Origin of the sequence: Knoellia sp. LjRoot47 (assembly GCF_964253435.1) — a bacterium.
In the GTDB taxonomy this organism is placed as follows: Bacteria; Actinomycetota; Actinomycetes; order Actinomycetales; family Dermatophilaceae; genus Knoellia.
The window spans coordinates 141,723-164,321 of record NZ_CAXUQS020000002.1; the positions used below are offsets into that span (position 1 = coordinate 141,723).

Sequence of the window (22,599 nt, forward strand, 5' to 3'; positions counted from 1 at the left end):
TCGTCGTGCGGTTGTCGTGTGGTGCGGTCTGCCGCAGGGGTACGGCGCCGCGGGGTGAGCGTGGGTGTGAGCTGGTGCGGGATGCGCGGACGCGCAGCCGTGCGGACTCGGCCTACATGCCGAGGTGCTGGAGGAGCTCCTTGGTGCGGGAGCGGAACTCCTCGTTGGGGAGGCTCTCGACGATTTCCCCCTGGGCGAGCAGGTTGTGGCGGTCGGCCACCGTGCCCGCGAAGCTGACGTTCTGCTCGACGAGGAGGACGGCGACGCCCTGGCTCTTGATGTCGCGGATGATCTCGCCGATCTTGTTGACGATGACGGGGGCGAGGCCCTCGCTCGGCTCGTCGAGGAGGAGCAGCCGCGAGCCCGCACGCAGCGGCCGGGCCATGGCGAGCATCTGCTGCTCACCGCCGGAGAGCTTGGTGCCGGGGAAGTCGCGACGCTCGCGCAGCACCGGGAAGTGCTCGTAGATCCGGTCCAGGCTCCACGCCGACTCCTTGTCGACGACCGGCGGGAGGCTGAGGTTCTCGGCGACGGTGAGGGTGGCGTAGATGCCGCGGTCGTCGGGCACCCAGCCGAGTCCGGCGCGGGCACGCTTGTCGGCGGACCTGCCGTCGAGCGTGGTGCCGTCGAGGGACACCGAGCCACGGACGTTCTTGTGCAGGCCCATGATCGAGCGCAACAGCGTCGTCTTGCCGGCGCCGTTGCGGCCGACGAGGGTGACGACCTCACCGGGAGCGACGTCGAGCGAGACGTCGCGCAGGGCCTGGGCCTCGCCGTGGAAGGCCGAGAGGTTGTCGACGGTGAGCAGCGGTGCGGTCGTCGTCGCCGATGACGCGGTGGTCGTCGTGGTCGTCTGGTCAGCCATGCTCGCCTCCGGCGTCTCCGAGGTATGCCGTGATGACACGCTCGTCGTTCCTCACCTCGTCGTAGGTCCCCTCGGCGAGCACCTCGCCGGACTGCAGGACGGTGACGCTGTCGGCGAGCGAGCCGACGACGTGCATGTTGTGGTCGACGAAGACGACGGTGCGTCCCTGCGAGGCCTTCTTGACCAGCGCGATGGTGCGGTCGACGTCCTCGAGGCCCATCCCGGCGGTCGGCTCGTCGAGGAGCAGGAGGGTGGGGTCGTTGGCCAGGGCGAGCGAGATCTCGAGGGCGCGCTTCTGGCCGTAGGCGAGCGAGCCGGCGGTGACGCCGCTGCGGTCGGCGAGGCCGACCTCGTCGAGGAGCTCCATGCCACGGGCCTTGAAGCGGCTGAGCTGCTTGCGCGAGGACCAGAACCGGTAGCCGAGGCCGGTCGGCGACGCCAGTGCGAGCTCGAGGTGCTCGAGCAGCGTCATCTGCTCGAACAGGCTCGTGATCTGGAAGGATCGGGCGACGCCCATGTGGGCGATCTGCTCGGGCTGCTTGCCCGCGATGTCGTCGCCGCGCAGCAGAATCTGGCCGGACGTCGGTGACAGGAAGCCGGTGAGGAGGTTGAACAGCGTCGTCTTGCCGGCGCCGTTGGGGCCGACGAGCGCGTGGATCGTGCCCTCGGCGACGTCGAGGTTGACCGCGTTGACGGCAGTGAACCCGCGGAAGTCCTTGGTCAGGTCGACCGTCCTGAGCATGGCCGTCCCGGACGGGGCCGCGGACGTCGCCTTCGGGGACGGGGACGTCGATGCGCGTGGACTCACCAGCACCTCCTTGTGCTCCGCACCGCAGGAGTTCTGCAGGCGATGAGGCATCACCCTAGGGCGGGCCTCGCGCGGACCTCATGGGGTCCCGCACCACTGTCTGGCCGCGGTCGTGGTTCGCCGCACCATGCAACCTGCGCAGCGGGCCCCTAGGATCGGCGCATGCACGACGACGTGGATGCAGGGACGCGCCTGCTCGAGCTGCTCGCCTCCGGGGCGTCGACCGCCGACCTCGCCGCGCTCGACGTGGACCCGCACGCCCGTGACCTGGCCCTGCGCATCGCCGGTGCGTTCGACGTCCAGCGCCGCCGCGAGCAGCAGCTCGCCGCCCTCGTCGACACCGCGGGCGAGCTGGCGTCGATGAGCGATCCCTCCGTCGTCCTCGACGCGATCGTGCGTCGCGCCCGGGCCCTCATGGGGACCGACGTCGCCTACCTCACGCTCTACGACCCCGAGCACGAGGACACCTTCATGCGGGCCACAGCGGGGTCGGTGTCCGCACAGTTCCAGGTCGTGCGGCTCGACTTCGGCGCCGGTCTCGGCGGGCTCGTGGCCCAGTCCCGCAAGCCGTACTGGACCGCCGACTACTTCGACGACGCCCGCTTCAACCACACCCGCTCGATCGACGGCGCAGTCGGCGACGAGGGCCTCGTGGCCATCTGTGGCACCCCACTCATCGTCAAGGACGAGTTCGTCGGCGTGCTCTTCGCGTCCAACCGGACGCCGCGTCCGTTCACCCACGACGAGGTGGCCCTCCTCGGCTCGCTCGCGGCGCTCGCGGCGGTGACCATCGTCCAGGTGCGGGCGGTCGAGGAGTCCTCGCGCACGCTCGCCGCGCTCTCCGAGGCGACCGAGAGCGTGAGCCGGTATGCCGCGGGCATCGAGCGCGCCGCCGCAGCACACGACCGCTTCGCCGAGATCGTCCTCGAGGGCGGTGGGGTCGACGACCTCACCGAGTCCCTCTCCCAGCTCCTCGGCGGGTGGGCGCTGCTGCTCGATGACGACGGGGTGCCCCGCAGCGTGGCCGGCGAGGCTCCGACCGGCGACGCGCTGCACGCGCTGGCTGCCGACGTGGTCGAGCGCGCCGACGGCGGACGCCTCTCCCGCCTCGACGGCGACGTCTGGGCGATCGGCATCACGGCGACGGGCGAGCCCATCGGCTACCTCGCCATCGGTGACGTCTCGACGATGGACGACTCCGACGAGCGCACCGTCGAGCGGGCGGCGGTCGTCACCGCGCTCGTCCTGCTCGGGGAGCGCAACCGCGCGGAGGCCCGTCAGCAGCAGCGCACCGACCTCGTGGCCGGGCTGGTCGGTGGCCACGGGGACGCGGGGGTCCTCGTGCCCGCCGCACGCTCGGCCGGCCTCGACCTGCGCGAGCCGACGTGCCTGCTCGCCGTGCGCCGTGACGACGGCGGGCCGGCACGGTCGCTCGTCCTCGCCGTCAACGCCGCACTCGGTGGACAGGCCCTCGTGGGCGAGGTCGACGGGCACGTCATCACCCTCGTCGCCGGTGACGAACCCGGCTCTCTCGCAGGCGAGCTCGCCACTCGGCTCTCCCGCAGCCACGCTGTCACGGTCGGCGCGGCCGGGCCCGTCGACGAGTCGGACGGAGCGGTGCTCGCCGGCCTCGCGGAAGCCCACACCGAGGCTGTCCGGACAGCTGAGGCACTCGTCGCGCTGGGCCGTCGCGGCGACGGCGCGTCCGCGACCGACCTGGGGTTCGCGGGACTCATCGTGGGCACGCGACCCGAGGTCACGGCATACGTCGACTCCGTCCTGGGGTCGCTCGTCGACTACGACGACGCGCGGGGCACGGACCTCGTCGGGACGCTCGAGGCATACTTCCTCGCCGGGTCGAGCCCGCGCCACGCGGCGACGAGCCTGCACGTGCACACCAACACCGTCGCCCAGCGGCTGGAGCGGATCACGCGGCTCGTCGGCGACGGCTGGCAGTCACCCGAGCGGGCGCTCGAGCTCCAGCTCGCGCTCCGGCTGCGTCACCTCGTCGCCAGCTGACGGTCCACGGCGTCCGCGAGGCGCGTGATGGCGGACGCCTCGAGGATGACGGAATAGTGGTTCGAGTCCGGGACAGGGGTCGTGCGCAGGGCGGGCGGCAGCTGGAGTGCGCGCAGCCGGGCCTCGTCGTAGAGCCCTTGGGGTTCGTCGAGCAGGCCACGCTGCGCCCAGAGCACCTCGGTGTCGACTCCCTGCTCGACCGCGCGGTGCACCGCGGAGAGGGTGTCGGGGTCGGCGAGCACGTCGCGCCCGTCGGCCCGCACGGCGTCGAGGACGCAGCTCGAGTGCCACCCGTCCCCGGACTCGACGAGGTCGTGGTCGAGGTATCGACGCAGCCACAACCCACCCGGCCCGGCGAGCAGCGGCCCGACCGCCGGGTGGCGCCGCCAGAACGCGAGGTGGTCGTCCGGCGAGTCGAACACCATCGACAGCCGCGTCATGGCCGGCCCGATGACCGCGGTGAGCGCGGCGTCGACGTCCCGGCTGGCGGGAGCCGGGAAGCCGAGGCCTCCGTCGACGAGGACGAGGCCTCGATAGCGGCCAGGGACCTTGGCTGCGGCCGAGGCGGCGACGAACGCACCCATCGAGTGCCCGACGAGGACGGGGTGACCGCCGAACGCGGACGCGATGGCGGAGGTGTCGGCGGCGTGTGTGGCGATGCCATAGGGGCCCGGCACAGCGCTGCTCGCGGCGCGGCCGCGCAGGTCGGGTGCGAGGACACGGATGTTCCCGACGCCGTGGCGGCGGACGAGCTCGTCGGCGAGGGCCTGCCACGCAAGGCCGTTGGCGGTGATCCCGTGGAGTGCGAGGACGACCGGCACGTCGGCGCGCGAGGCGCCCGGAGTGAGGTCGTGCACCCCCAGGGTGCCGGTGTCCACCTCCACGGTGAAGGCCGGGTCGACTCGCACTGGCTCACCTCCGCGTCCCGGGCCGGCTCGGCGCCGCCCCCGGCGAGCACCGTATGCCGCCCGCTCCCCCTGGGCTCATGGGTCCCGGCCCCACATCCGGTCGAGTGTTGTGTGGCTCGCCCCCCGCTGCACCACGGCTCAAGGCGTCACGCAGGCCTCACCTATCGTTCTGCCATGCGGCAGGAGCTCATGGATGAGGTCGTCGAGACCGACTACGGCCAGATGGACCTGGTGTGGTCCGAGCAGGGCGGGTTCGACGGCGACGTGGAACGCTACTTCGCCGGCCAGACCAACGGTCTCGTCGGGGCAGGGGACTCGAACGGGGTGTACTTCCACCTGGGGCGGCGCTCTGGGGGTTCGCGTGTCCAGATCGCCCGGTTGGACTCACCGCCGGCGGAGCCCGGCGATCTCTGGGAGGACGTCGTCGAGGTGTCACTCGTGGTGCCCTCACAGCGAGCGGTCCGGATGACATCCTGGGCCGCGGAGTCCACGTGGGACCTGGCGGTGCCGGCGGGCGCGTACCGACTCCGAGTGAGCGCTCACGGGCGTGACGCCGGCGCCACGAACGAGTTCGCGGAGGACATGGTCGACCGCTACCTGCTCGAACTCTGGCCGGCGCCACCGGAGCCGGACGCGATCCTGCGCGTCGGCAGTGACGATGCTCGGTCCTGGCATGCGGAGTGGGGCTCACGTCGGGATGAGGAGAGCACGCACGTGCCGTGACCGTGAGCTCGTCCTGACGAGTTCCGGGCGGAACGGGTGGTGCTGCGGCAGTCTGTCGACGTGAGCGACAACTGGATCCGCCTCATCCCCACCTCCCCCTCGTGGCAGCCTGACCCTGCGGCAGCCGAGTCCGCCGTCGAGTGTGTGCTCGGCCTGTTCACCGGTTCCGGCGCCTCGGTCGGCGATGTCGAGGCCCGGTTCCAGGACGAGATCACGCTGATCGACTCCGGCGTGAACACGGCCTCCTTCACCTGTGCCGCCTGCTCGACGGTGACCGAGGTCGACTGGGTCTTCACCATCGTCGACGAACGATCCGACAGGCTCAGCGACCTGGACGTCCACCTGCCGTGCTGCGGCGCCGGTGCCAACCTCGACAACCTCGACTACGACTGGCCCATGGGTTTCGCTCGCTTCGAGATCGCCGTGCTCAATGCCAGCCGAGCGAGGTATGAGCTCGACGGTTCCGAGCTTCGCGAGGTCGGGGAGGTGCTGGGACATCCCGTGCGTCAGGTCCTCGCCCACTACTGACGGAAGTCCAGGAACCTCATGAGGTCGAGGTTTGCCACCGTCTCAGCGATCTGTCGCGGGCTGTTCCCTAGTTGTTCTCGATGTCCACGTCGGCTCCGGCAGCAAGGAGGACCCGAATCACGGCTCCGTCACCTTCGCGGACGAACCTGCGACGTCGGCGAGGTTCGCATCTGCACCCGGTCGAGCAGAGCGGCCACTCGTTCCGCGTCCCCCTCGAGCGCCGCGTAGTGAAGAGGCGACCGGCCGGCGCGATCACGATCGAGGGACATGGCCGCTCTGGTGGCAGAGGATCGGTGACGATCTGCGCCACCCTCGCAAGGGCGTCACATCGTCACCTTGGGCACGGACGCCGCGGAGCCTCGCCGCGTGCACTGTCGCGCGGTCAGAACTCCGCGATCGGCCGGATCTCGACCACGGGGTGTGCCCTGGTCAGCACCTGCGCAGCGTCCACGAGCGCGTCGTACTCGTCACAGCTGACGATGAAGAATCCGGAGATCTGCTCGGCGGACTCGGCGAACGGGCCCTGGGTGACCATGACGCTCGAGTCCCCTCGGGCTGTGAGCGTGCGCGCCTCGCGACTGTGAGTGAGCCCGGCACCACCCGTGATCGCTCCGCCCCGGCTTGTGAGAAGTCGGCTGAACTCGGCGTCGATGTCGAACGTGGCCTGGTGATCGGCCTCGGTGCCGGCCTCCCACTGTGCCTCGTTGTCTGCGGGGAACATGACGACGTAGTCGGTCACGGGGTTTCCTTTCAACGGTGGACGGACATGAGGATGACGAGCGGAGCACGACGTCTTCGACAATCTGCGTGCATGTTTCCGGGACGTCGCGCCGGGCGCGCATGCCGCGGACGGCGCACGCGGCCTAGCTCCGCAACCGTCGTCGCAGGACTCTGGCGTAGTCGTCGTGCTCGAGGCCGGCGGACACGAGCACGTCGCGCCAGTCCGTGCGAGCCAGAGCCACCATCTCAGCGAACCCGCGCACAGAGCCACGCGCGCCCAGCAGCACCGCGGCTTGGATCCGCTCCGGATCCTGACCACTGTCGATCGACTCCGGGAGCACCTCCAGCTCGTCGGCCATGTCCCGTGCTGCCGTCCCGAAGTCCGCCTCGAGCCGACGGCGCAGACGCGGGGTGAGCTCGACCATGGACCGAGCCTCGCACGATCCGCGACCACCCGTGCCGCGCAGGCGTGAGCGGGCATCACGTGTCCCCGGGCGGCGGACCGTCAGTTCGCGCTGGCCAGCCCCACCACGAGGTTGATGGTGGCGGCGACGATGACCGTGCCGAACAGGTAGGAGAGCAGGGTGTGCCGCAGCACTAGGCGCCGCACCTCAGGGGTCTTCAGCGCGGTGTCCGAGACTTGGTAGGTCATGCCCAGGGTGAACGACAGGTAGGCGAAGTCGGACAGCCTCGGTGGGTCCTCGCCGTTGAAGTCGATGCAGCCGGGCTCGTTGACGAGGTAGTGACGGGCGTAGCGCAGGACATAGGTCGTGTGCAGCGCCAACCACCCCGCAGCCACGGCGAGCACGCTGAGGAGCCCCTCGAAGACTTGACTCGACGCACCCCCACTGCCGTCACCGAGCAGCATCAGGGCCACGGCCCCGAGGCTCGCGAGGGCGGCGATGATGACGATGACGTCGGTCTCGGTTCTCCCACCTTCAGCGCCCTCGAGCATGCCGGCCGTCGCGGAGGCGTCGAGCCGAAAGGCCAGGCGCAGTACGGGGATGCAGAAGGCGAGGGCGCCCACGATCCAGCCCACGAGGAGGTGGGCGGGCCATTGCGCGCCCGCGGGCAACGGCACCAGCAGGCCTGCGAAGAGGAGGACTCCGCCGACGGCCAGATGGATCCGGGTGCGTCTCACGGGGCCACGTTAGGCCTTCGGCCCACCCGCGGGCGGGCACACGGACAGGAGCCGCGCCCCGCCCCGGGAGTCAGCGATCGACGCTCCAGGACGTCCCGGAGGGTGGCTCACCGTCGTCGATGATCGAGCGCACCGCCGCGACGGCGTCAGCGAGAGGGATGGTGTCCGAGTCCTCGTACGTGTCCTCCTGTCCGGTCTCGAGGACGTAGCCGTCGCTCGAGCCGGCTGCACCCGGCGAGACGGCGTGCTCGCCGGCATCTCCCTCACCGTCCATCAGGACGACCATCGCGCGGACTCCGTTGGACACGACGCTCAGCAGCCGCCCCCGGTCACTGTGGAAGTACGTCGTCAGCCGACCGTCGTCGACGTGAGCGGAGACGAGAGCCGCCGCTTCGGCTCCGTCGAGCGTGTGCGCGTCATCGAGAAGGCTCCACGTCTCGGGCATGGGCCCAGGCAAGGGGTGCTCGACCCGCTCAGGGACGCAGGAGGAGCGCGACCGCGACGAAGAGCATCAGCACCACGGCCGCCGCCAGATGGTCGCGGACAGGGTGCGTCGGGTGCTCGTCGAGGTCCAGCCCGCACATCATCCCCACGCGGGGCGGTGCAGCAGGTGAAGGAGCAGCCATGGCGACCTCCGGTCCTGACGCCGTGTGGCGTCGTCGCTCCAAGGCTACGGCTGTCCGTCGGGCGACGTGCCGAGAGCGGGTCATCCGCTTCAGCGCTTGCGACGCCCGAACCAGTCGAGGATCAGCTGGGCGACGCGCATCACCTGGCTCGGGTCGCCGCCACCCGACACCGCATGGGTGCCGAGGAAGTCGGCGTTGGGATCGCGGCGCGGTCGCTCGTAGTCGGCATTCGACTGCCCCGGCAGTCGCTTCTCTGGTGCAGCCATGACGTCCCCCTCGATGTCGTGGCTGCGACCCTACGCGCCACGAGACCGCCGCGCTCGGCGACGCGCGTCCGAATCCCCTCGGACCCGCGACGAGAGTAGCCAGTCAGCGTCAGCGCAGCGTGTCGTGGAGCTTCTCGGCGATGGCCTCGGGGGTGAGCCCGACACGGTCGAGCACCTGCCCGCGCGAACCGTGGTCGAGGAACTCGCGCGGCAGACCGAACAGGTCGACCGGGACGTCGGAACCGCTGTCGCGCAACGACTGCACGACGTGCGACCCGACTCCCCCGGACACCGAGTTGTCCTCGACGACGGCGACCCGATCGGACGCGTCGGCCAGTTCGCCGAGCACCGGGTTCACGGGCAGCGCCCACACCGGGTCGACGACCCGAACGCGGAACCCCTCGGCACCGAGCTTGTCGGCCACGGTCAGCGCGGTCGCCGCCATCGACCCGACCCCGACGAGCAGCAGGTCGACGGCACCATCATCAGGCTCGGCCAGCACGTCGACTCCCGACACCGACCGCACCGCGTCGATCGAGTCCCCCGCAGACCCCTTGGGGAAGCGAATGACCGACGGCGCGTCGGAGATGTCGACGGCCGCACGAAGGGCCAAGGGAATCTGCGCCCCGTCGCGCGGCGCCGCCAGGTGCAGCCCCGGGACGACCCCCACGATCGACATGTCCCACATGCCGTGGTGCGAGGCGCCGTCGGGCCCGGTGACACCCGAGCGGTCGAGCACGAACGTCACCCCGGCCCGGTGCAGCGCGCAGTCCATCAAGAGCTGGTCGAAGGCACGGTTCAAGAAGGTCGCATAGATCGCGACAACCGGATGCAGGCCGGCATACGCGAGTCCTGCGGCCATCGTCGTCGCGTGCTGCTCGGCGATGCCGACGTCGAAGGTGCGCTTCGGGAAGCGCTTCGCGAAGGCGTCGAGCCCGACGGGGATCATCATCGCGGCGGTGATGGCGACGACGTCCTCGCGCTCCTCTCCCAGCTCGACGAGGGCGTCGCTGAACTCGTCGGTCCAGCTGCGGCCCGAGATCTCGAGCGGCAGGCCGGTCTCGGGGTTGATGACGCCGACGGCGTGGAACTGGTCGCTCTCGTCGTTGACGGCCGGGTCGTAGCCCTTGCCCTTCTGGGTGATGACGTGGACGAGCACCGGACCGCCGAAGGACCGGGCGCGGCGCAGCGCCTGCTCGAGCGCGGCCTCGTCGTGGCCGTCGACCGGGCCGATGTACTTGAGGCCGAGGTCCTCGAAGAGACCCTGCGGCGCGACGATGTCCTTGATGCCCTTCTTGACGCCGTGGAGCGTCTCGTACATCGCTCCACCGACGACGGGGGTGCGGTGCAGGGTGGACTTGCCCCAGTCGAGGAACCGCTCGTAGCCGCGGGTCGTGCGCAGCGTCGCGAGGTGGTCGGCGAGACCGCCCCGCGTCGGGGCGTAGGAGCGCTCGTTGTCGTTGACGACGATGACGAGCGGCAGGTCGCGCTCGGCGGCGATGTTGTTGATCGCCTCCCAGGCCATGCCCCCGGTGAGCGCTCCGTCACCGATGACGGCGACGGTGTGGCGGTCGCGCTCCCCCGCGACGACACGGCCGGCGGCGATGCCGTGGGCCCAGGACAGCGAGCTCGACGCGTGCGAGCTCTCGACGACGTCGTGCTCGGACTCTGCGCGGCTCGGGTAGCCCGAGAGCCCACCCTGCTTGCGCAGGCCGGAGAAGTCGTGGCGCCCGGTGAGGAGCTTGTGGACGTAGGACTGGTGGCCGGTGTCGAAGACGACGGCGTCGCGCGGGCTGTTGAACACGCGGTGGATGGCGATCGTCAGCTCGACGACGCCGAGGTTGGGGCCGAGGTGACCGCCGGTGCGGGAGACCTCGTCGACGAGGAAGGTCCGGATCTCCCCGGCCAGGGCGTCCAGCTCGGGCCGGGTCAGGGCCTTGAGGTCGTCAGGTCCCTGGATGCGCTCCAACACGCTCACGCGCTCTCCCTCTCGGTGCCGATGTCCATCCGGAAGAGTCTAGGTGCTCGCGCGCGCCGCGCCGGGCACGGTCGGCCTCTCACGCCACACTCTCACCGGACGCACACGAACCCCACACCTCGCGTCGAGATGTGGGGTCCGTGCGCCACCTGCCTCAGGGCCAGCAGGGGGCCTACTTCACCGAGACGGCGTCCCAGGTGCTCGCCACGGTCGCGGCCTGGGTCGACGAGGCGCCGTAGAGGTCGCCCGCCGCCTTGATGGTCGCCGCACGCGCGCCGGAGTAGTTCGTCGACGACGTCATGTAGACGGTGAGCGCGCGGTACCAGATCTTGGCCGCCGCGTCCCGGCCGATACCGGTGACGGTCGAGCCGTTGCACGTCGTCGAGCTGTGGGCGACTCCACCGATGGTCTTGGCGCCCGAGCCCTCGGCAAGCAGGTAGAAGAAGTGGTTGCCCACGCCCGAGGAGTAGTGCACGTCGAGGTTGGCGACCGACGAGCTCCAGCAGTTGACCGACTTGCCGTCCGAGCTCGGGTTGTCCATGCGGCGGAACCCGAGGCCCTTGGCGAGGTCGAACTCCTCACCGATGAGGTAGTCGCCCGGGTCGCTCGCGTTGTTGGCGCTGAACTCGACCATCGAGCCGAAGATGTCGCTCGTGGACTCGTTGAGACCGCCCGACTCCTTGGAGTAGGTGAGGTTCGCGGAGTTCTCGGTGACGCCGTGGCTCATCTCGTGGCCGGCGACGTCGAGCGAGACGAGCGGACCGAACGAGGTGCCGTCACCGTCGCCGTAGGTCATCTGCTTGCCGTCCCAGAACGCGTTGACGTAGTTCGACCCGTAGTGCACGCGGCTCGGCGAGCCCTGCCCGGTGTTCCAGATGCCGTTGCGGCCGTGGGCGTTCTTGAAATAGTCCCACGTGCGGGCCTGCCCGTATGCCGCGTCGACCGCGGCGCTCTGCCGGTTGGCGTTGGTGCCGTTGCCCCAGACGTTGTCGGCGTCGGTGAAGAGCGTCCCGGTGGAGCAGCCCATACCGAAAACCGTGCACAGGGCGCTGTCGGTCTTGTTGGCCATGTCGGTGACCTGCGAGTTGCCGCGCGTCGCGTCCTTGAGCTGGAAGGTCGAGCCCGACTGGGTCGTCTGGATGGTCACGCTGCCGCTGTAGAGCGAGGAACCAGTGCCGTCGGCCTCGTGGATCTCGTCCGCCGCGCCGCGGACCGCGCCGGTCGTGGCGTCGACCCACGTGTGCAGCCGGCTCGGCGTGCCGCTCGCCCGGACGCCGCTCGCCCGGACGTCCCAGACGAGGCGGGGCGTGCCATCGGTCGCGTCGACCGCCAGCGTAGGTGCGGCCTTGTCGAGGGAGACACCGGCGGGGAGCGTGGGGCGGGTCGCGGTGCGGGCCTTCGCGGCGCTGATGCCGGGCGTCGTCGAGACACTCACCGGAGCCTTGAGCGTCTGGCTCACCGAGTCGGCGGCACCGTCGGCGCCGAGGTGCGCGACGAGGTCACCACCGAGGACGGGCAGCCCGCGGTACGTGCGGTCCATCCGGACGTGGCTCGCACCCGAACGCTCGCCGACGGCCTTCGTGGCGACGAGGTCCTCGGCGACCGAGAGCCGGACGAGACCCGGTGCTGCGCGCAGGGCCTGCTCGGCGCGCGCACCGACGGCGGACACGTCGAGCTGGCGGAGCGGACCGACGGGGTCGGCCGGGCGGGCGGTCGCCGCGGGGACGGCGGTGGCCAGGACTGCTGAGCCTGCGGCGAGGCAGGCGAGGGCGGTGAGCGATCGACGCATGGGGAGGTCCTTGTCGTGTCGAGAGCGCCGCGCGATGCGGCACAACCTCCTCATCACAGCCGCTCCCTCCGCAGCCACGGAAGGGACTTGGACAACTTCTTACTCAACGTATACCTCGGTCAAGAGCACCTCAGAGACGTGGCACGAAGGTGTGCCCCTGCATCGCCTCGAGCAACAGCCCTGCGGCCCGGCGCGCGGCCAGCAGCCGCGCGCCCTCGGCCTCGAGCGCCGCCAACGACGCCGCGATCCCCTCGGGGTCGACGTGGTCGGCGAGGTCCACCCGAAGCCCTCTGTATGCCGTCCGCATCGCTCCCAGCTGCGCGTCCAGGTGGTGCGTGGTCACCCAGGCGAGGGCGATCGGGTGCCGGCGCCACACGGCATACATGCGGTAGTCCGACGGGCAGTGGTCGAGCAGCCACCCGACCGCGGGCACCTGCCAGCCGGGCGCCTCCGGAGGGGGTACCCGGTCGGGCCACCCGGGTGGACCCGGTCGCCGCACCCCGCCGGGCGCGCCGGGGCTCGCCGCACGGCGCAACGGGGGTGGCGCCAATGGGTCGAACATGTGTTCGATGATAGAGCACGGTGCGACGTCCATCTCGAGTGTTCCGCCGCCACTATGGTCTCAGTACTCAGGAACCCACGCGGGTGCTGGGACGCCGTTGCCGGTGAGGTCGTCGCACCTCACGAACTGGGTGCCCACGCGCTCGAGGGGGCACCGGTCGGAGGAGTCCTCGACGGTGGCGACGAACGCCTCGCCGGGGTCCGGCCGCGCAGAGGCGGACAGGGTCGTGGCCCCCAGCAGGAGCAACGTCGTGGCAGCCACGGCGGGGATCCGCCGAGTGAGATTCGAGCTGGTGTTCATGGGAGTGTCCTTGGTGTGGAGGTGGTTCTTCCGACCTCTTCACCCTCCCGGCGGCCGACCCTCAGGGGCATCAGGACACCTGCCTCAGGTCTCGGCTCCCGACCCTCAGATCCGGTACCCCAGGACCCTGCCCGGCACGGACCGAGACGTCGTTCAGTCGCTGTCGCCCTGGCGGTGTCGGTGCGCCAGGTCCGCCAGCTCGATGCGGCTTGACGTACCCGTCTTCCTCAGCACGCTGGACGCGTGGCTGCTCACCGTCTTGGCGCTGATGAAGAGGCGGGCCGCGATCTGGGCGTAGGTCTCCCCCGACAAGAGGCCGTCGAGGACTTCGCGCTCTCGCACGGTCAGCGGAGGGCTGGCCGGCAGCACGGGAGTCGACCGCACCATCGCCGACTCACCCGGGTCAGGAACCAACAGATCGACGTGGGCCTGCTCGGCCAGAATGGTGATGTCGCCAGCCAGTGGTGAGGCTCCCAGGTGGATCGCCATGCGCCGCGCCGTGGCCAGTGCGGTCGTGGCCCTGCTCCTGTCGAGCCGGTGGGTGAGCAGGTGGCGAGCCAAGCAGAACAGGGCCCGCGCGTGCTCGTACTGCAGGCCGGCCTCCTCGGTGGCGGTGCATGCCGCCTCCCACAGCTCCGCCACCCCCGTCTGCACCTCCTCACACTGCGCACGTTGGGCTGAGTGGAGGGCACTGAACGCGTGGCGCACCGCGTCGGGCGTCGCGCCAGACGCAAAGGGAGGCGGGTCGGTGCCGCGAGCCGCCTCGATCCGCTCGAGGTGGGTCAACGCGGAGCGTCGTCCATCGGTCCCGGGGTCGAGCTCGATCAGCTGGGTCGCTGCCCGAGACGCGAGCTGGAGCAGCTCGTCCGCAGATGCGGGGTCGATCTGCGCCTCCTCAGCCATGTAACGGTCGATCAGTTCGAGCGCTCGGAGCGGATCACGCATGGCGATGCTGACCTGGATCTGGGTCCAGCCCAAGACGTCGCCACCGGGCCATGTGGGCATGAGCTCTTCAGCCCGGCGAAGGTGCAGTGCGGCCGCGTCGGCGTTGCCCTCGTGGGCCGTGATCAACGCGGCGACGCAGCGGGTCATCCCAGCGGACTGAGCGCCGCGTGCGATGGTGAGTAGCTCGCGAACCATAAGCCTCAGGTGGTCCCAGCGGCCCAGGGCGAAATTCCACCAAGCCGCGTTTCCATCCGCCCATGCGGCGTAGTCGAACTGGCCGGCATCGAGCAGGGCGGCGTACACGCGCTCCCCCATCTCGGCGGCGTCCGCATATCGCCCGGCCCACTGGTAGGTGTTGGCGAGAAGGATCGCGGACCTGGACATCAGCTGCGGGTCACCGAGCTCAGTCGCAAGCGCCAGGGCCCTCTCGGCGTCAGCGATGCCCTCGGCCTTCCTGACCTGTGCTCGGGTGCCCAGTGCCCAGACCATGGCCGCAGGGCTGTCAGTCGTCTCGGCGAGCTGCACGGCCATCTGGGCGTGCTCGCCGGCCGCTGCCACGCCGTTGACCAGCTCCGCGAAGGCCAGGTGCGCAAACGCGATGGACCGCTCTGGCGCATGCGGATTCCCGGCGGTTAGTGCGAGGACTTCCCGGGGTATGTCGAGCGACCCCAAGTTGGAGCCCAATACGGCCAGACCTCGCACGAAGTGCAGATCCAGCAGGATCCGTGAGGCCTGCAGCGGGTGCTGGGAGCGATCCACCCTCGCCAATGCGGCTTCGTAGTGCCGCATGGCTCCACGATCGTCACCGGCGGAGTCGCACGCGCGTGCTGCACGGAGCAGAAGGTTCAGCTCGTCGACGCTTCCGGCCACCTCCTCGGACACCTCGGGCAACAGTGACACAGCCACGGACAGATGACTGGCCACCTCCTCCCAGGCGAGAACCAGCTGGGCCTCATCGGCGGCACGGACCGACCAGTGGAAGGCCCGGTCATGGTCATGGGCCGCGTCGTAGTGCAACGCCAGCGAGTTGGCCCGGTCCCGTTCCTGGACGGCGACGGCCGCCTCCCACGCGGCAGCGAGCTCTGCGTGGAGACCTGCCGCCTCCCACTCGTTCAGGCTGCCGGCGATGGTCTCGGCAAGGAGTGGATGCCTGAACCAGATGGCACCCGACTCCGTCGTGAGCGTGATGCCCTGCACCGAGGCCTCGTTCACTGCCTCCGCGGTGCCCTCGGAGTCAACTGCGTGACGGGCAGACAGCTCCCGCAGGACGGCGAAGGCCACGGGCGCGCCAGCGACGGCGAGGAGCTGCGTCACCTTCCTGCCGGGGGACGACAGTCGGTGCCACGAGGCCAACAGCGCGTCGGCCAGACGTCCACCCGACGACGTCCCTCCTGGACCTTTCGCGCGGGAGTCGTCGATGAGGAGATCTGCCAGGTAGGGATTGCCGCCCGAGCGCCGAAGGATCTCCTGAGCCATGCCGGCGTCAGCGTCGGTTCCGCCTCGGGACAGGACCATCTCCTCCACCGACCACGCGTCCAGCCTGCCCAGCGGCAGCCTGCTCACCGACGGCAGCCGGTCGGCATCGGCCAGCCACCCGTGCAACCGGTGGCCGTCATCCAGATCCGTGTCCCGATAGGTGGCCAGGATGGCCAGTCGTTGCCCGGGGGCGAACCCGGCAACGAGGTAGGACAGGACATCCAACGAGCTGGGGTCGGCCCACTGGAGGTCATCGACGACGAGAACCGTGGGGCGGTCGGTCTGCAGAGACTCCAGCACCGCCCCGATCTGGAGCAGCGCCACACCCCTCGGCCGGTCGCTCAGCGCGGGGATCAGGTCGTCGAGGCGACCGACGGGGCTCAACTTCTGAGGCAGGTCACTCGTGCTGGTCCGCAACCAGTGGGTCAGCGCCTGGGTGAAGGGGACGTAGCTCGTCACGTCAGAACCGAATCGAAGGCACAGACCGAGCAGGAGGTGGGCTCCCTCGGTCTCGGCCGATTGGGCGACCTCACGCACCAGGCTCGTCTTGCCGATACCTGCTTCTCCGTGAACCAGCACCAACCCGGGCTCGCCTGACACGGCGCGGTCCACGACCGACCGGAGGACCGCGCGCTCACGCTCCCGGCCCACCAGAAGCGGCTGACCACCCACGATTCGATCATCCACCCACCGCCGCCTCAGCGCAGGAGCCCCCGACATCTCGGCCCTGTCCACGGCGGGTCACATCGTGGACCACCCTCGGCAGTGCCATAACCCACTCTTATGCTTCCCATCAGCATTGGCACCCATTGAGGATCGAGGAACCCATGACGAGCGTCGACTCCGGCAGCCGCGCCCTGCGGCCGCCGCGCACCGGCCGGTCCCACGGTCAGTGGGCCGTCGACGGCCGGGAGCCGCTCAACCCCAACGAGACGTTCAAGGCGCAGGACAACGGCCTCAACGTCCGCGAGCGTATCGAGCAGACCTACGCCCTCGAGGGGTTCGACTCCATCCCCGGCGACGACCTGCACGGCCGCTTCCGCTGGTGGGGCCTCTACACCCAGCGCAAGCCCGGCATCGACGGCGGCCGCACCGCCCAGCTCGAGCCGCACGAGCTCGAGGACACGTTCTTCATGCTCCGCGTGCGCACCGACGGCCAGGTCCTCTCCCCCGAGCAGCTGCGCGTCCTCGGCGGCATCTCCACCGACTTCGCGCGCGAGAGCGCCGACATCAGCGACCGACAGAACATCCAGTACCACTGGATCGCAATCGAGAGCGTGCCCGAGGTGTGGCGCCGGCTCGAGGCCGTCGGGCTCCAGACGACGGAGGCCTGCGGCGACACCCCCCGCGGCTTCCTCGGCAGCCCGGTCGCCGGCGTCGCCGCCGACGAGATCATCGACCCGACCCCGGTCATCCGCGAGATCACGTCGCGCTGGCTGGGCGACACCGAGCTGTCCAACCTCCCCCGCAAGTTCAAGACCGCGATCACCGGGCACCCGAGCCTCGACGTCGTCCACGAGATCAACGACGTCTCGCTCGTCGGTGTCGTCCATCCCGAGCTCGGCCCCGGCTTCGACCTCTGGGTCGGTGGCGCGCTCTCGACCGCCCCGCGCCTCGCCGAGCGTCTCGGCGTCTTCGTCTCCGAGGCCGACGCCCCCGACGTGTGGCACGGCGTCATCTCGATCTTCCGCGACTACGGCTACCGCCGGATGCGCACCAAGGCGCGCCTGAAGTTCCTGCTCGCCGAATGGGGTCCGGAGAAGTTCCGCCAGGTGCTCGAGACCGAGTACCTCGGCCGCGCACTGCCCGACGGTCCCGCGCCCGCCCCGGCCAAGGGCCCCGGGGACCACATCGGCGTGCACGCCCAGAAGGACGGACGCTTCTACGTCGGTACGGCGCCGGTCGTCGGCCGGATCAGCGGCACCATCCTCACCCGGCTCGGCGACCTCGTCGAGCGGGTCGGTGGTGACGGCGTGCGGCTCACCGCCCACCAGAAGCTCGTCATCCTCGGCATCCCGCAGGACGGCGTCGAAGAGCTCGTCGCCGGCATCGAGGAGCTCGGGCTCACCGCGACCCCCAGCCCGTTCCGACGCAGCACCATGGCCTGCACCGGCATCGAGTACTGCAAGCTCGCGATCGTCGACACCAAGGACACCGCGACAGCCGTCATCGCCGAGCTCGAGCAGCGCCTCGCCGGCATCGAGCTCGACACGCCGATCTCGCTGCACGTCAACGGTTGCCCGAACTCGTGCGCGCGCATCCAGACCGCCGACATCGGCCTCAAGGGCCTCATCACGACGAACGACGCTGGCGACAACGTCCCCGGCTTCCAGGTGCATCTCGGCGGCGGTCTTGCCTCCCCCGAGCGTGACGAGGCCGGTCTGGGGCGCACGGTCCGCGGCCTCCGGGTGCTCGCGACCGACCTTGCCGACTACGTCGAGCGCATCACCCGCCGCTTCCTCGAGCAGCGGGTCGACGGCGAGTCCTTCGCCACCTGGGCCCACCGCGTCGACGACGAGGAGCTGACATGAGCACCCTGACCCGAGCCGGCACCAGGCGCAGCGAGGAGGAGCTCCGGGCGCTCGCGCTCGAGGGCGCGGCGCTGGACGACACCGATGCCGTCGCCGTGGCCAAGTGGGCCGCCGAGACCTTCCCCGGCACCTTGGCCGTCGCGTGCAGCATGGCCGAAGGCGTTCTGCCGCACCTCATCTCGCAGCACGCGCCCGGCGTCGACGTCCTCTTCCTCGAGACCGGCTACCACTTCTCCGACACCCTCGGCACGCGCGCACGTGTCGCCGACGAGCTCGACGTCACCGTCGTCGACGTCCTGCCCGAGCTCACCGTCGCCGAGCAGGACGCGAAGTACGGCCCGCGCCTGCACGACCGCGACCCGGCTCTGTGCTGCGCGATGCGCAAGATGGAGCCGCTGGCCCGCACCCTCGGCGGCTACGAGGCATGGGCCACCGGTGTGCGTCGCGACGAGGCGCCGACCCGTACCCACACGCCGCTCGTGACGTTCGACGAGAAGCACGGCCTGGTCAAGGTCAACCCGCTCGTCACCTGGTCGCTCGACGACGTCACCGACTACGCCATCGAGCACGGTGTCCCCGTGAACCTCCTTCTCTCCGACGGGTATCCGTCGATCGGCTGCGAGCCGTGCACCCGCCGGGTCGCCCCCGGCGAGGACCCTCGGGCTGGCCGCTGGTCGGGCCTGTCCAAGACCGAATGCGGGATCCACACATGAGCGCCTCCCTCACCGACCGACCCGTGAAGACCGCCGTCGCCGACGGCGCGCACGTCCTGAGCCAGCTCGACGCGCTCGAGGCCGAGGCGATCCTCATCATCCGTGAGGTCGTCGGCGAGCTCGAGCGACCCGTCCTGCTCTTCAGCGGTGGCAAGGACTCGGTCGTCATGCTCCACCTCGCCACCAAGGCGTTCTGGCCGGCGCCGATCCCCTTCCCTGTGCTCCACGTCGACACCGGCCACAACTTCCCCGAGGTCCTCGAGTACCGCGACGCCACGGTCGAGCGCCTCGGTTTGCGCCTCGAGGTCGCGAGCGTCCAGGACTACCTCGACGACGGACGCCTGCGCGAGCGCGCCGACGGGCTGCGCAACGCCCTGCAGACCCAGCCGCTGCTCGACGCGATCAACGAGCACCGCTTCGACGGCGTGTTCGGCGGAGGCCGACGCGATGAGGAGAAGGCCCGAGCCAAGGAGCGGATCGTCTCGCTCCGCGGCGAGTTCGGCCAGTGGGACCCCAAGAACCAGCGCCCCGAGCTCTGGAACCTCTACAACCCCCGTCACCGGCCCGGCGAGCACGTGCGCGCCTTCCCGATCAGCAACTGGACCGAGCTCGACGTCTGGAGCTACATCGAGCGCGAGGACATCCCGCTCGCCTCGCTCTACTACGCCCACGAGCGCGAGGTCTTCCAGCGAGACGGCATGTGGCTCGCGGTCGGGCCGTGCAGCCAGCCGCGCGACGACGAGCCGGTTCAGACGCGCCTCGTGCGCTACCGCACCGTCGGCGACATGTCGTGCACCGGTGCCGTCGAGTCCCCCGCCCGCACCAACGCCGAGATCGTCCTCGAGGTGGCGGCCTCCACCCTCACCGAACGCGGCGCCACGCGCGCCGACGACCGGATCTCCGAGGCCGCCATGGAGGACCGCAAGAAAGAGGGCTACTTCTGATGCACCCCACGACGTTCTTCGCTCCTTCGGCCCACGCAGAGCGTGGGACCCGGCTCCGATCCTTCGCGAGGACCCCGCAATGACAGCACCGTCCGCCACCGCCGTCCCCGCCACGGGCACGCTGCTCCGCCTCGCCACGGCTGGCTCGGTCGACGACGGCAAGTCCACCCTCGTCGGCCGCCTGCTCCACGACACCAAGTCGGTCCTCTCCGACCAGCTCGCCGCCGTCGAGCGCGTCTCGCGTGAGCGCGGGCTCACCGCAGCCGATCTCGCGCTCCTCACCGACGGCCTGAGGGCCGAGCGGGAGCAGGGCATCACCATCGACGTCGCCTACCGCTACTTCGCGACCGCCCGGCGCTCGTTCGTCCTCGCGGACTGTCCCGGCCACGTCCAGTACACCCGCAACACCGTGACCGGCTCGAGCACGGCTGACGTCGTCGTGCTCCTCGTCGACGCACGCAAGGGCGTCCTCGAGCAGACCCGGCGCCACCTCGCCGTCACGGCCCTGCTGCGGGTCCCCCACGTCGTCGTCGCGGTCAACAAGATCGACCTCGTCGACTTCTCGCAGGAGGTCTTCGACCGGGTCAACGCCGAGGTCCAGCAGGTGGCCCACGAGCTCGGCGTCGAGGAGGCCACCGCGATCCCGGTGAGCGCCCTCGACGGCGACAACGTGGTCGAGCGCTCGGCGCGCACCCCGTGGTATGCCGGGCCCAGCCTCCTCGAGCTCCTCGAGGAGGTCCCCCCGTCCGACGACCCCGCGCACGAGGCCTTCCGGATGCCGGTCCAGCTCGTCATCCGCCCGCAGGGCGCCGCGCGCGACGAGGCTCACCGCGACTACCGGGGGTATGCCGGCCAGGTCGCCTCGGGCGTCGTGCGCCTCGGCGACGAGGTCGTCGTGCTCCCCTCCGGGACCCGATCAACGGTCACCGGCATCGACCTCGGTGAGCGGAGCCTCGACGAGGCGTTCGCACCGCAGTCGGTGACGCTGCGCCTCGCCGACGAGATCGACATCTCGCGCGGCGACGTCATCGCTGCGGCAGCCGGTGCACCCCAGCCCACCCAGGACCTAGAAGCCGTCGTCTGCTGGCTGGGCGACGCACCCCTGCGACCCGGTCAGCGCTACCTCCTCAAGCACGGGTCGCGCACCGTGCAGACCGCGGTGCGCACGCTCGATGGCGCGCTCGACCTCGACAACCTGCACGCCATCCCGTCACAAGCCCTGTCTCTCAACGACATCGGCCTCGTGTCACTGCGCCTGGCATCTCCGGTGCCGGTCGAGAACTACTCGACGTCACGCCGTGGCGGCTCCTTCCTCCTCATCGACGCCCACGACGGTCGCACCCTCGCCGCCGGCATGGTCGGAGCGACCCTGCCCACCGCGGCCGACGCGCCCACCACACCCGAAGGTGACGAGGCATGGGAGATCTGAAGGGCGCCCTGCCCGTCGTTCTCGACCTCACCGGTCGGCTCGTCGTCGCGTTGGGTGGCGGACCGGTCACCGCCGGTCCCCTCCGCTCGTTCCTCGAGGAAGGCGCCGACGTCCGCGTCGTCTCCCCGTGGGTCTGCGAGGAGGTGCGGGATCTTCTCGCGGAGCACCCGGGACGGCTGACCTGGGTCGCGCGCGACCACGAGGGGCCGGCGGACCTCGACGGCGCCTGGTTGGTGCACACCGCGACCGGCGACCCGCTCGTCGATGCCGCCGTCCGCGCCCAGGCCGAGGCCCTGCGCATCTGGTGCATCGACGGTCACGACACCGGCGCCGGCGACGCACGCATCCCGGCACGCACCCGTGTCGACACACCTGACGGCACCGTCACCGTCGGTGTCGACGCAGCGGCAGACCTCGCACTCGCCGACACCGTGCGCGACGGCATCGACCTCGCTCTACGCACCGGCGGCCTCGACCTCCGCTCCCGCCGGGCCGGGGACACCGGTTGGGTTGCCCTCGTCGGTGGCGGGCCGGGCGCCGACGGCCTGCTCACGACGCGTGGGCACGAGCTCCTCGCGTCCGCCGACGTGGTCGTCATCGACCGCCTCGCGCCCCGGGGCGTCGTGGCCCGCCTGCCGGTGTCCGTGCGGGTCATCGACGTCGGCAAGACGCCCGGCCACCACCCCGTCCCGCAGGACCGGATCAACGAGATCCTCGTCGAGGAGGCCGCGCGCGGCCACGGCGTCGTCCGCCTCAAGGGCGGCGACCCCTACGTCCTCGGCCGCGGAGGCGAGGAGCGGCTCGCGTGCGAGGCGCACGGCATACCCTGCGAGGTCGTTCCGGGTGTGACCAGCGCGGTCGCGGTCCCGGCGGCCGCCGGCATCCCGCTGACGCACCGCGGGGTCGCGAAGGCGTTCACCGTCGTGTCGGGGCACGAGCAGATCCCGACCCTGCCCCCGGGGAGCGATCACACGCTCGTCCTGCTCATGGGCGTCTCCACCCTGCGCTCGAGTGCGGACGCGCTCATGGCGACCGGGCGGCCCGCGACGTGCCCCGTGGCGATCGTCGAGCGCGGATTCCTGCCCGACCAGCGGGTGACGATCGGGACCCTGGCCGACATCGCCGACACGGCGCTCTTCCGTCGGGTCGAGTCACCGGCGGTCGTCGTCATCGGCGACGTCGTCGACCTGGCCTAGCGCTGACGCCGGCTCAGCCGATGACGACCTCGAGACCCGGTGCGTCGACCTCGACGACCCTGCTCGTCCTCCCCAGCTCCCTTCACCCGTGTCGTCATCCCGTGACGACGTCGCCACTCGCAGGTAGCGTCC

22 protein-coding genes are annotated in these 22,599 nt (G+C 70.7%); 8 read left to right on the forward strand and 14 right to left on the reverse strand.

From position 1 onward, the window contains the following. Positions 1-112: 112 nt before the first annotated feature. On the reverse strand, positions 113-865 hold the full coding sequence (locus tag ACSQ11_RS15400) for an ABC transporter ATP-binding protein (protein ID WP_436007090.1): 753 nt from the start codon (positions 863-865) through the stop codon (positions 113-115). After that, positions 858-1,673, reverse strand: a complete 816-nt coding sequence (locus tag ACSQ11_RS15405) for an ABC transporter ATP-binding protein (protein ID WP_436007092.1) — start codon at positions 1,671-1,673, stop codon at positions 858-860. The genes ACSQ11_RS15400 and ACSQ11_RS15405 overlap by 8 nt, the downstream gene beginning before the upstream one ends. A 162-nt stretch (positions 1,674-1,835) precedes the next feature. Here ACSQ11_RS15405 and ACSQ11_RS15410 point away from each other — a divergent pair, with 162 nt between their 5' ends. Continuing rightward, entirely contained in the window at positions 1,836-3,692 is a 1,857-nt protein-coding gene (locus tag ACSQ11_RS15410) for a helix-turn-helix domain-containing protein (RefSeq protein ID WP_436007094.1), read from the forward strand. Here ACSQ11_RS15410 and ACSQ11_RS15415 read toward each other — a convergent pair. Beyond that, positions 3,674-4,600, reverse strand: a complete 927-nt coding sequence (locus ACSQ11_RS15415; RefSeq protein WP_436007096.1) for an alpha/beta hydrolase — start codon at positions 4,598-4,600, stop codon at positions 3,674-3,676. The genes ACSQ11_RS15410 and ACSQ11_RS15415 overlap by 19 nt on opposite strands. Positions 4,601-4,789: 189 nt before the next feature. Here ACSQ11_RS15415 and ACSQ11_RS15420 point away from each other — a divergent pair, with 189 nt between their 5' ends. Both ACSQ11_RS15420 and ACSQ11_RS15425 read left to right on the forward strand, forming a co-directional pair. After that, positions 4,790-5,323, forward strand: coding sequence for a hypothetical protein (locus ACSQ11_RS15420; protein WP_436007098.1), 534 nt, complete (start codon positions 4,790-4,792; stop codon positions 5,321-5,323). 60 nt (positions 5,324-5,383) lie between these two features. Further along, entirely contained in the window at positions 5,384-5,851 is a 468-nt protein-coding gene (locus tag ACSQ11_RS15425) for a hypothetical protein (protein ID WP_436007100.1), read from the forward strand. A gap of 382 nt (positions 5,852-6,233) precedes the next feature. Here the strand turns inward: ACSQ11_RS15425 and ACSQ11_RS15430 are convergent, their stop codons facing one another. The 11 genes from ACSQ11_RS15430 to ACSQ11_RS15480 all read right to left on the reverse strand — a co-directional run bounded on the left by ACSQ11_RS15430 (position 6,234) and on the right by ACSQ11_RS15480 (position 16,341). Continuing rightward, positions 6,234-6,590: a YciI family protein gene (locus ACSQ11_RS15430; protein ID WP_436007102.1), complete on the reverse strand. Its 357-nt coding sequence runs from the start codon at positions 6,588-6,590 to the stop codon at positions 6,234-6,236. A 124-nt stretch (positions 6,591-6,714) separates the two neighbouring features. Then, a complete protein-coding gene (locus tag ACSQ11_RS15435) occupies positions 6,715-6,996 on the reverse strand; it encodes a hypothetical protein (RefSeq protein ID WP_436007104.1) in 282 nt (93 codons plus the stop codon). 80 nt (positions 6,997-7,076) lie between these two features. Next, positions 7,077-7,712, reverse strand: a complete 636-nt coding sequence (locus ACSQ11_RS15440) for a DUF1345 domain-containing protein (RefSeq protein ID WP_436007106.1) — start codon at positions 7,710-7,712, stop codon at positions 7,077-7,079. 70 nt (positions 7,713-7,782) lie between these two features. Beyond that, entirely contained in the window at positions 7,783-8,157 is a 375-nt protein-coding gene (locus tag ACSQ11_RS15445; protein WP_436007108.1) for a hypothetical protein, read from the reverse strand. A 28-nt stretch (positions 8,158-8,185) separates the two neighbouring features. Further along, the gene (locus tag ACSQ11_RS15450) at positions 8,186-8,338 is read right to left on the reverse strand and encodes a hypothetical protein (RefSeq protein ID WP_436007110.1); all 153 of its coding nucleotides are present in this window, start codon (positions 8,336-8,338) and stop codon (positions 8,186-8,188) included. A gap of 89 nt (positions 8,339-8,427) precedes the next feature. Continuing rightward, the gene (locus ACSQ11_RS15455) at positions 8,428-8,604 is read right to left on the reverse strand and encodes a hypothetical protein (protein ID WP_436007112.1); all 177 of its coding nucleotides are present in this window, start codon (positions 8,602-8,604) and stop codon (positions 8,428-8,430) included. 109 nt (positions 8,605-8,713) lie between these two features. Beyond that, positions 8,714-10,582: a 1-deoxy-D-xylulose-5-phosphate synthase gene (dxs, locus tag ACSQ11_RS15460; RefSeq protein ID WP_436007114.1), complete on the reverse strand. Its 1,869-nt coding sequence runs from the start codon at positions 10,580-10,582 to the stop codon at positions 8,714-8,716. 172 nt (positions 10,583-10,754) lie between these two features. Further along, positions 10,755-12,371 (reverse strand): M4 family metallopeptidase, encoded by a 1,617-nt coding sequence (locus ACSQ11_RS15465; protein ID WP_436007116.1) that lies wholly within the window; start codon positions 12,369-12,371, stop codon positions 10,755-10,757. A 130-nt stretch (positions 12,372-12,501) separates the two neighbouring features. Continuing rightward, positions 12,502-12,933 carry a hypothetical protein gene (locus ACSQ11_RS15470; RefSeq protein ID WP_436007118.1) on the reverse strand — a complete coding sequence of 144 codons (432 nt, stop codon included), beginning with the start codon at positions 12,931-12,933 and terminating at the stop codon, positions 12,502-12,504. Between the two features lie 60 nt (positions 12,934-12,993). Beyond that, a complete protein-coding gene (locus ACSQ11_RS15475; protein ID WP_436007120.1) occupies positions 12,994-13,233 on the reverse strand; it encodes a hypothetical protein in 240 nt (79 codons plus the stop codon). Positions 13,234-13,386: 153 nt separating this feature from the next. After that, the gene (locus tag ACSQ11_RS15480) at positions 13,387-16,341 is read right to left on the reverse strand and encodes a helix-turn-helix transcriptional regulator (protein WP_436007122.1); all 2,955 of its coding nucleotides are present in this window, start codon (positions 16,339-16,341) and stop codon (positions 13,387-13,389) included. Positions 16,342-16,481: 140 nt separating this feature from the next. On the opposite strand from ACSQ11_RS15480, the gene ACSQ11_RS15485 reads away from it, so the two are divergent. The 5 genes from ACSQ11_RS15485 (at position 16,482) to cobA (ending at position 22,467) form a co-directional block, all read left to right on the forward strand. Beyond that, the gene (locus tag ACSQ11_RS15485; protein ID WP_436007124.1) at positions 16,482-18,185 is read left to right on the forward strand and encodes a nitrite/sulfite reductase; all 1,704 of its coding nucleotides are present in this window, start codon (positions 16,482-16,484) and stop codon (positions 18,183-18,185) included. Continuing rightward, positions 18,182-18,898 carry a phosphoadenylyl-sulfate reductase gene (locus ACSQ11_RS15490; protein ID WP_436007126.1) on the forward strand — a complete coding sequence of 239 codons (717 nt, stop codon included), beginning with the start codon at positions 18,182-18,184 and terminating at the stop codon, positions 18,896-18,898. The genes ACSQ11_RS15485 and ACSQ11_RS15490 overlap by 4 nt, the downstream gene beginning before the upstream one ends. Further along, positions 18,895-19,842, forward strand: coding sequence for a sulfate adenylyltransferase subunit CysD (gene cysD, locus ACSQ11_RS15495; RefSeq protein ID WP_436007128.1), 948 nt, complete (start codon positions 18,895-18,897; stop codon positions 19,840-19,842). Before ACSQ11_RS15490 ends, cysD begins: the two co-directional genes overlap by 4 nt. A gap of 79 nt (positions 19,843-19,921) precedes the next feature. Next, positions 19,922-21,271, forward strand: a complete 1,350-nt coding sequence (locus ACSQ11_RS15500; protein ID WP_436007130.1) for a sulfate adenylyltransferase subunit 1 — start codon at positions 19,922-19,924, stop codon at positions 21,269-21,271. Continuing rightward, positions 21,259-22,467, forward strand: a complete 1,209-nt coding sequence (gene cobA / locus ACSQ11_RS15505; protein ID WP_436007132.1) for a uroporphyrinogen-III C-methyltransferase — start codon at positions 21,259-21,261, stop codon at positions 22,465-22,467. Before ACSQ11_RS15500 ends, cobA begins: the two co-directional genes overlap by 13 nt. The last annotated feature ends 132 nt before the right edge of the window (positions 22,468-22,599 follow it).

Excerpts from the sequence above, each read along its gene's own strand:
- ACSQ11_RS15400 (WP_436007090.1), bottom strand. The coding sequence starts at position 865 with ATGGCTGACCAGACGACCACGACGACCACCGCGTCATCGGCGACGACG.
- ACSQ11_RS15410 (WP_436007094.1), top strand. The coding sequence starts at position 1,836 with ATGCACGACGACGTGGATGCAGGGACGCGCCTGCTCGAGCTGCTCGCC.
- ACSQ11_RS15420 (WP_436007098.1), top strand. The coding sequence starts at position 4,790 with ATGGATGAGGTCGTCGAGACCGACTACGGCCAGATGGACCTGGTGTGG.
- ACSQ11_RS15435 (WP_436007104.1), bottom strand. The coding sequence starts at position 6,996 with ATGGTCGAGCTCACCCCGCGTCTGCGCCGTCGGCTCGAGGCGGACTTC.
- ACSQ11_RS15445 (WP_436007108.1), bottom strand. The coding sequence starts at position 8,157 with ATGCCCGAGACGTGGAGCCTTCTCGATGACGCGCACACGCTCGACGGA.
- ACSQ11_RS15450 (WP_436007110.1), bottom strand. The coding sequence starts at position 8,338 with ATGGCTGCTCCTTCACCTGCTGCACCGCCCCGCGTGGGGATGATGTGC.
- ACSQ11_RS15455 (WP_436007112.1), bottom strand. The coding sequence starts at position 8,604 with ATGGCTGCACCAGAGAAGCGACTGCCGGGGCAGTCGAATGCCGACTAC.
- ACSQ11_RS15465 (WP_436007116.1), bottom strand. The coding sequence starts at position 12,371 with ATGCGTCGATCGCTCACCGCCCTCGCCTGCCTCGCCGCAGGCTCAGCA.
- ACSQ11_RS15470 (WP_436007118.1), bottom strand. The coding sequence starts at position 12,933 with ATGTTCGACCCATTGGCGCCACCCCCGTTGCGCCGTGCGGCGAGCCCC.
- ACSQ11_RS15475 (WP_436007120.1), bottom strand. The coding sequence starts at position 13,233 with ATGAACACCAGCTCGAATCTCACTCGGCGGATCCCCGCCGTGGCTGCC.
- ACSQ11_RS15485 (WP_436007124.1), top strand. The coding sequence starts at position 16,482 with ATGACGAGCGTCGACTCCGGCAGCCGCGCCCTGCGGCCGCCGCGCACC.
- ACSQ11_RS15490 (WP_436007126.1), top strand. The coding sequence starts at position 18,182 with ATGAGCACCCTGACCCGAGCCGGCACCAGGCGCAGCGAGGAGGAGCTC.
- cysD (WP_436007128.1), top strand. The coding sequence starts at position 18,895 with ATGAGCGCCTCCCTCACCGACCGACCCGTGAAGACCGCCGTCGCCGAC.
- ACSQ11_RS15500 (WP_436007130.1), top strand. The coding sequence starts at position 19,922 with ATGACAGCACCGTCCGCCACCGCCGTCCCCGCCACGGGCACGCTGCTC.
- cobA (WP_436007132.1), top strand. The coding sequence starts at position 21,259 with ATGGGAGATCTGAAGGGCGCCCTGCCCGTCGTTCTCGACCTCACCGGT.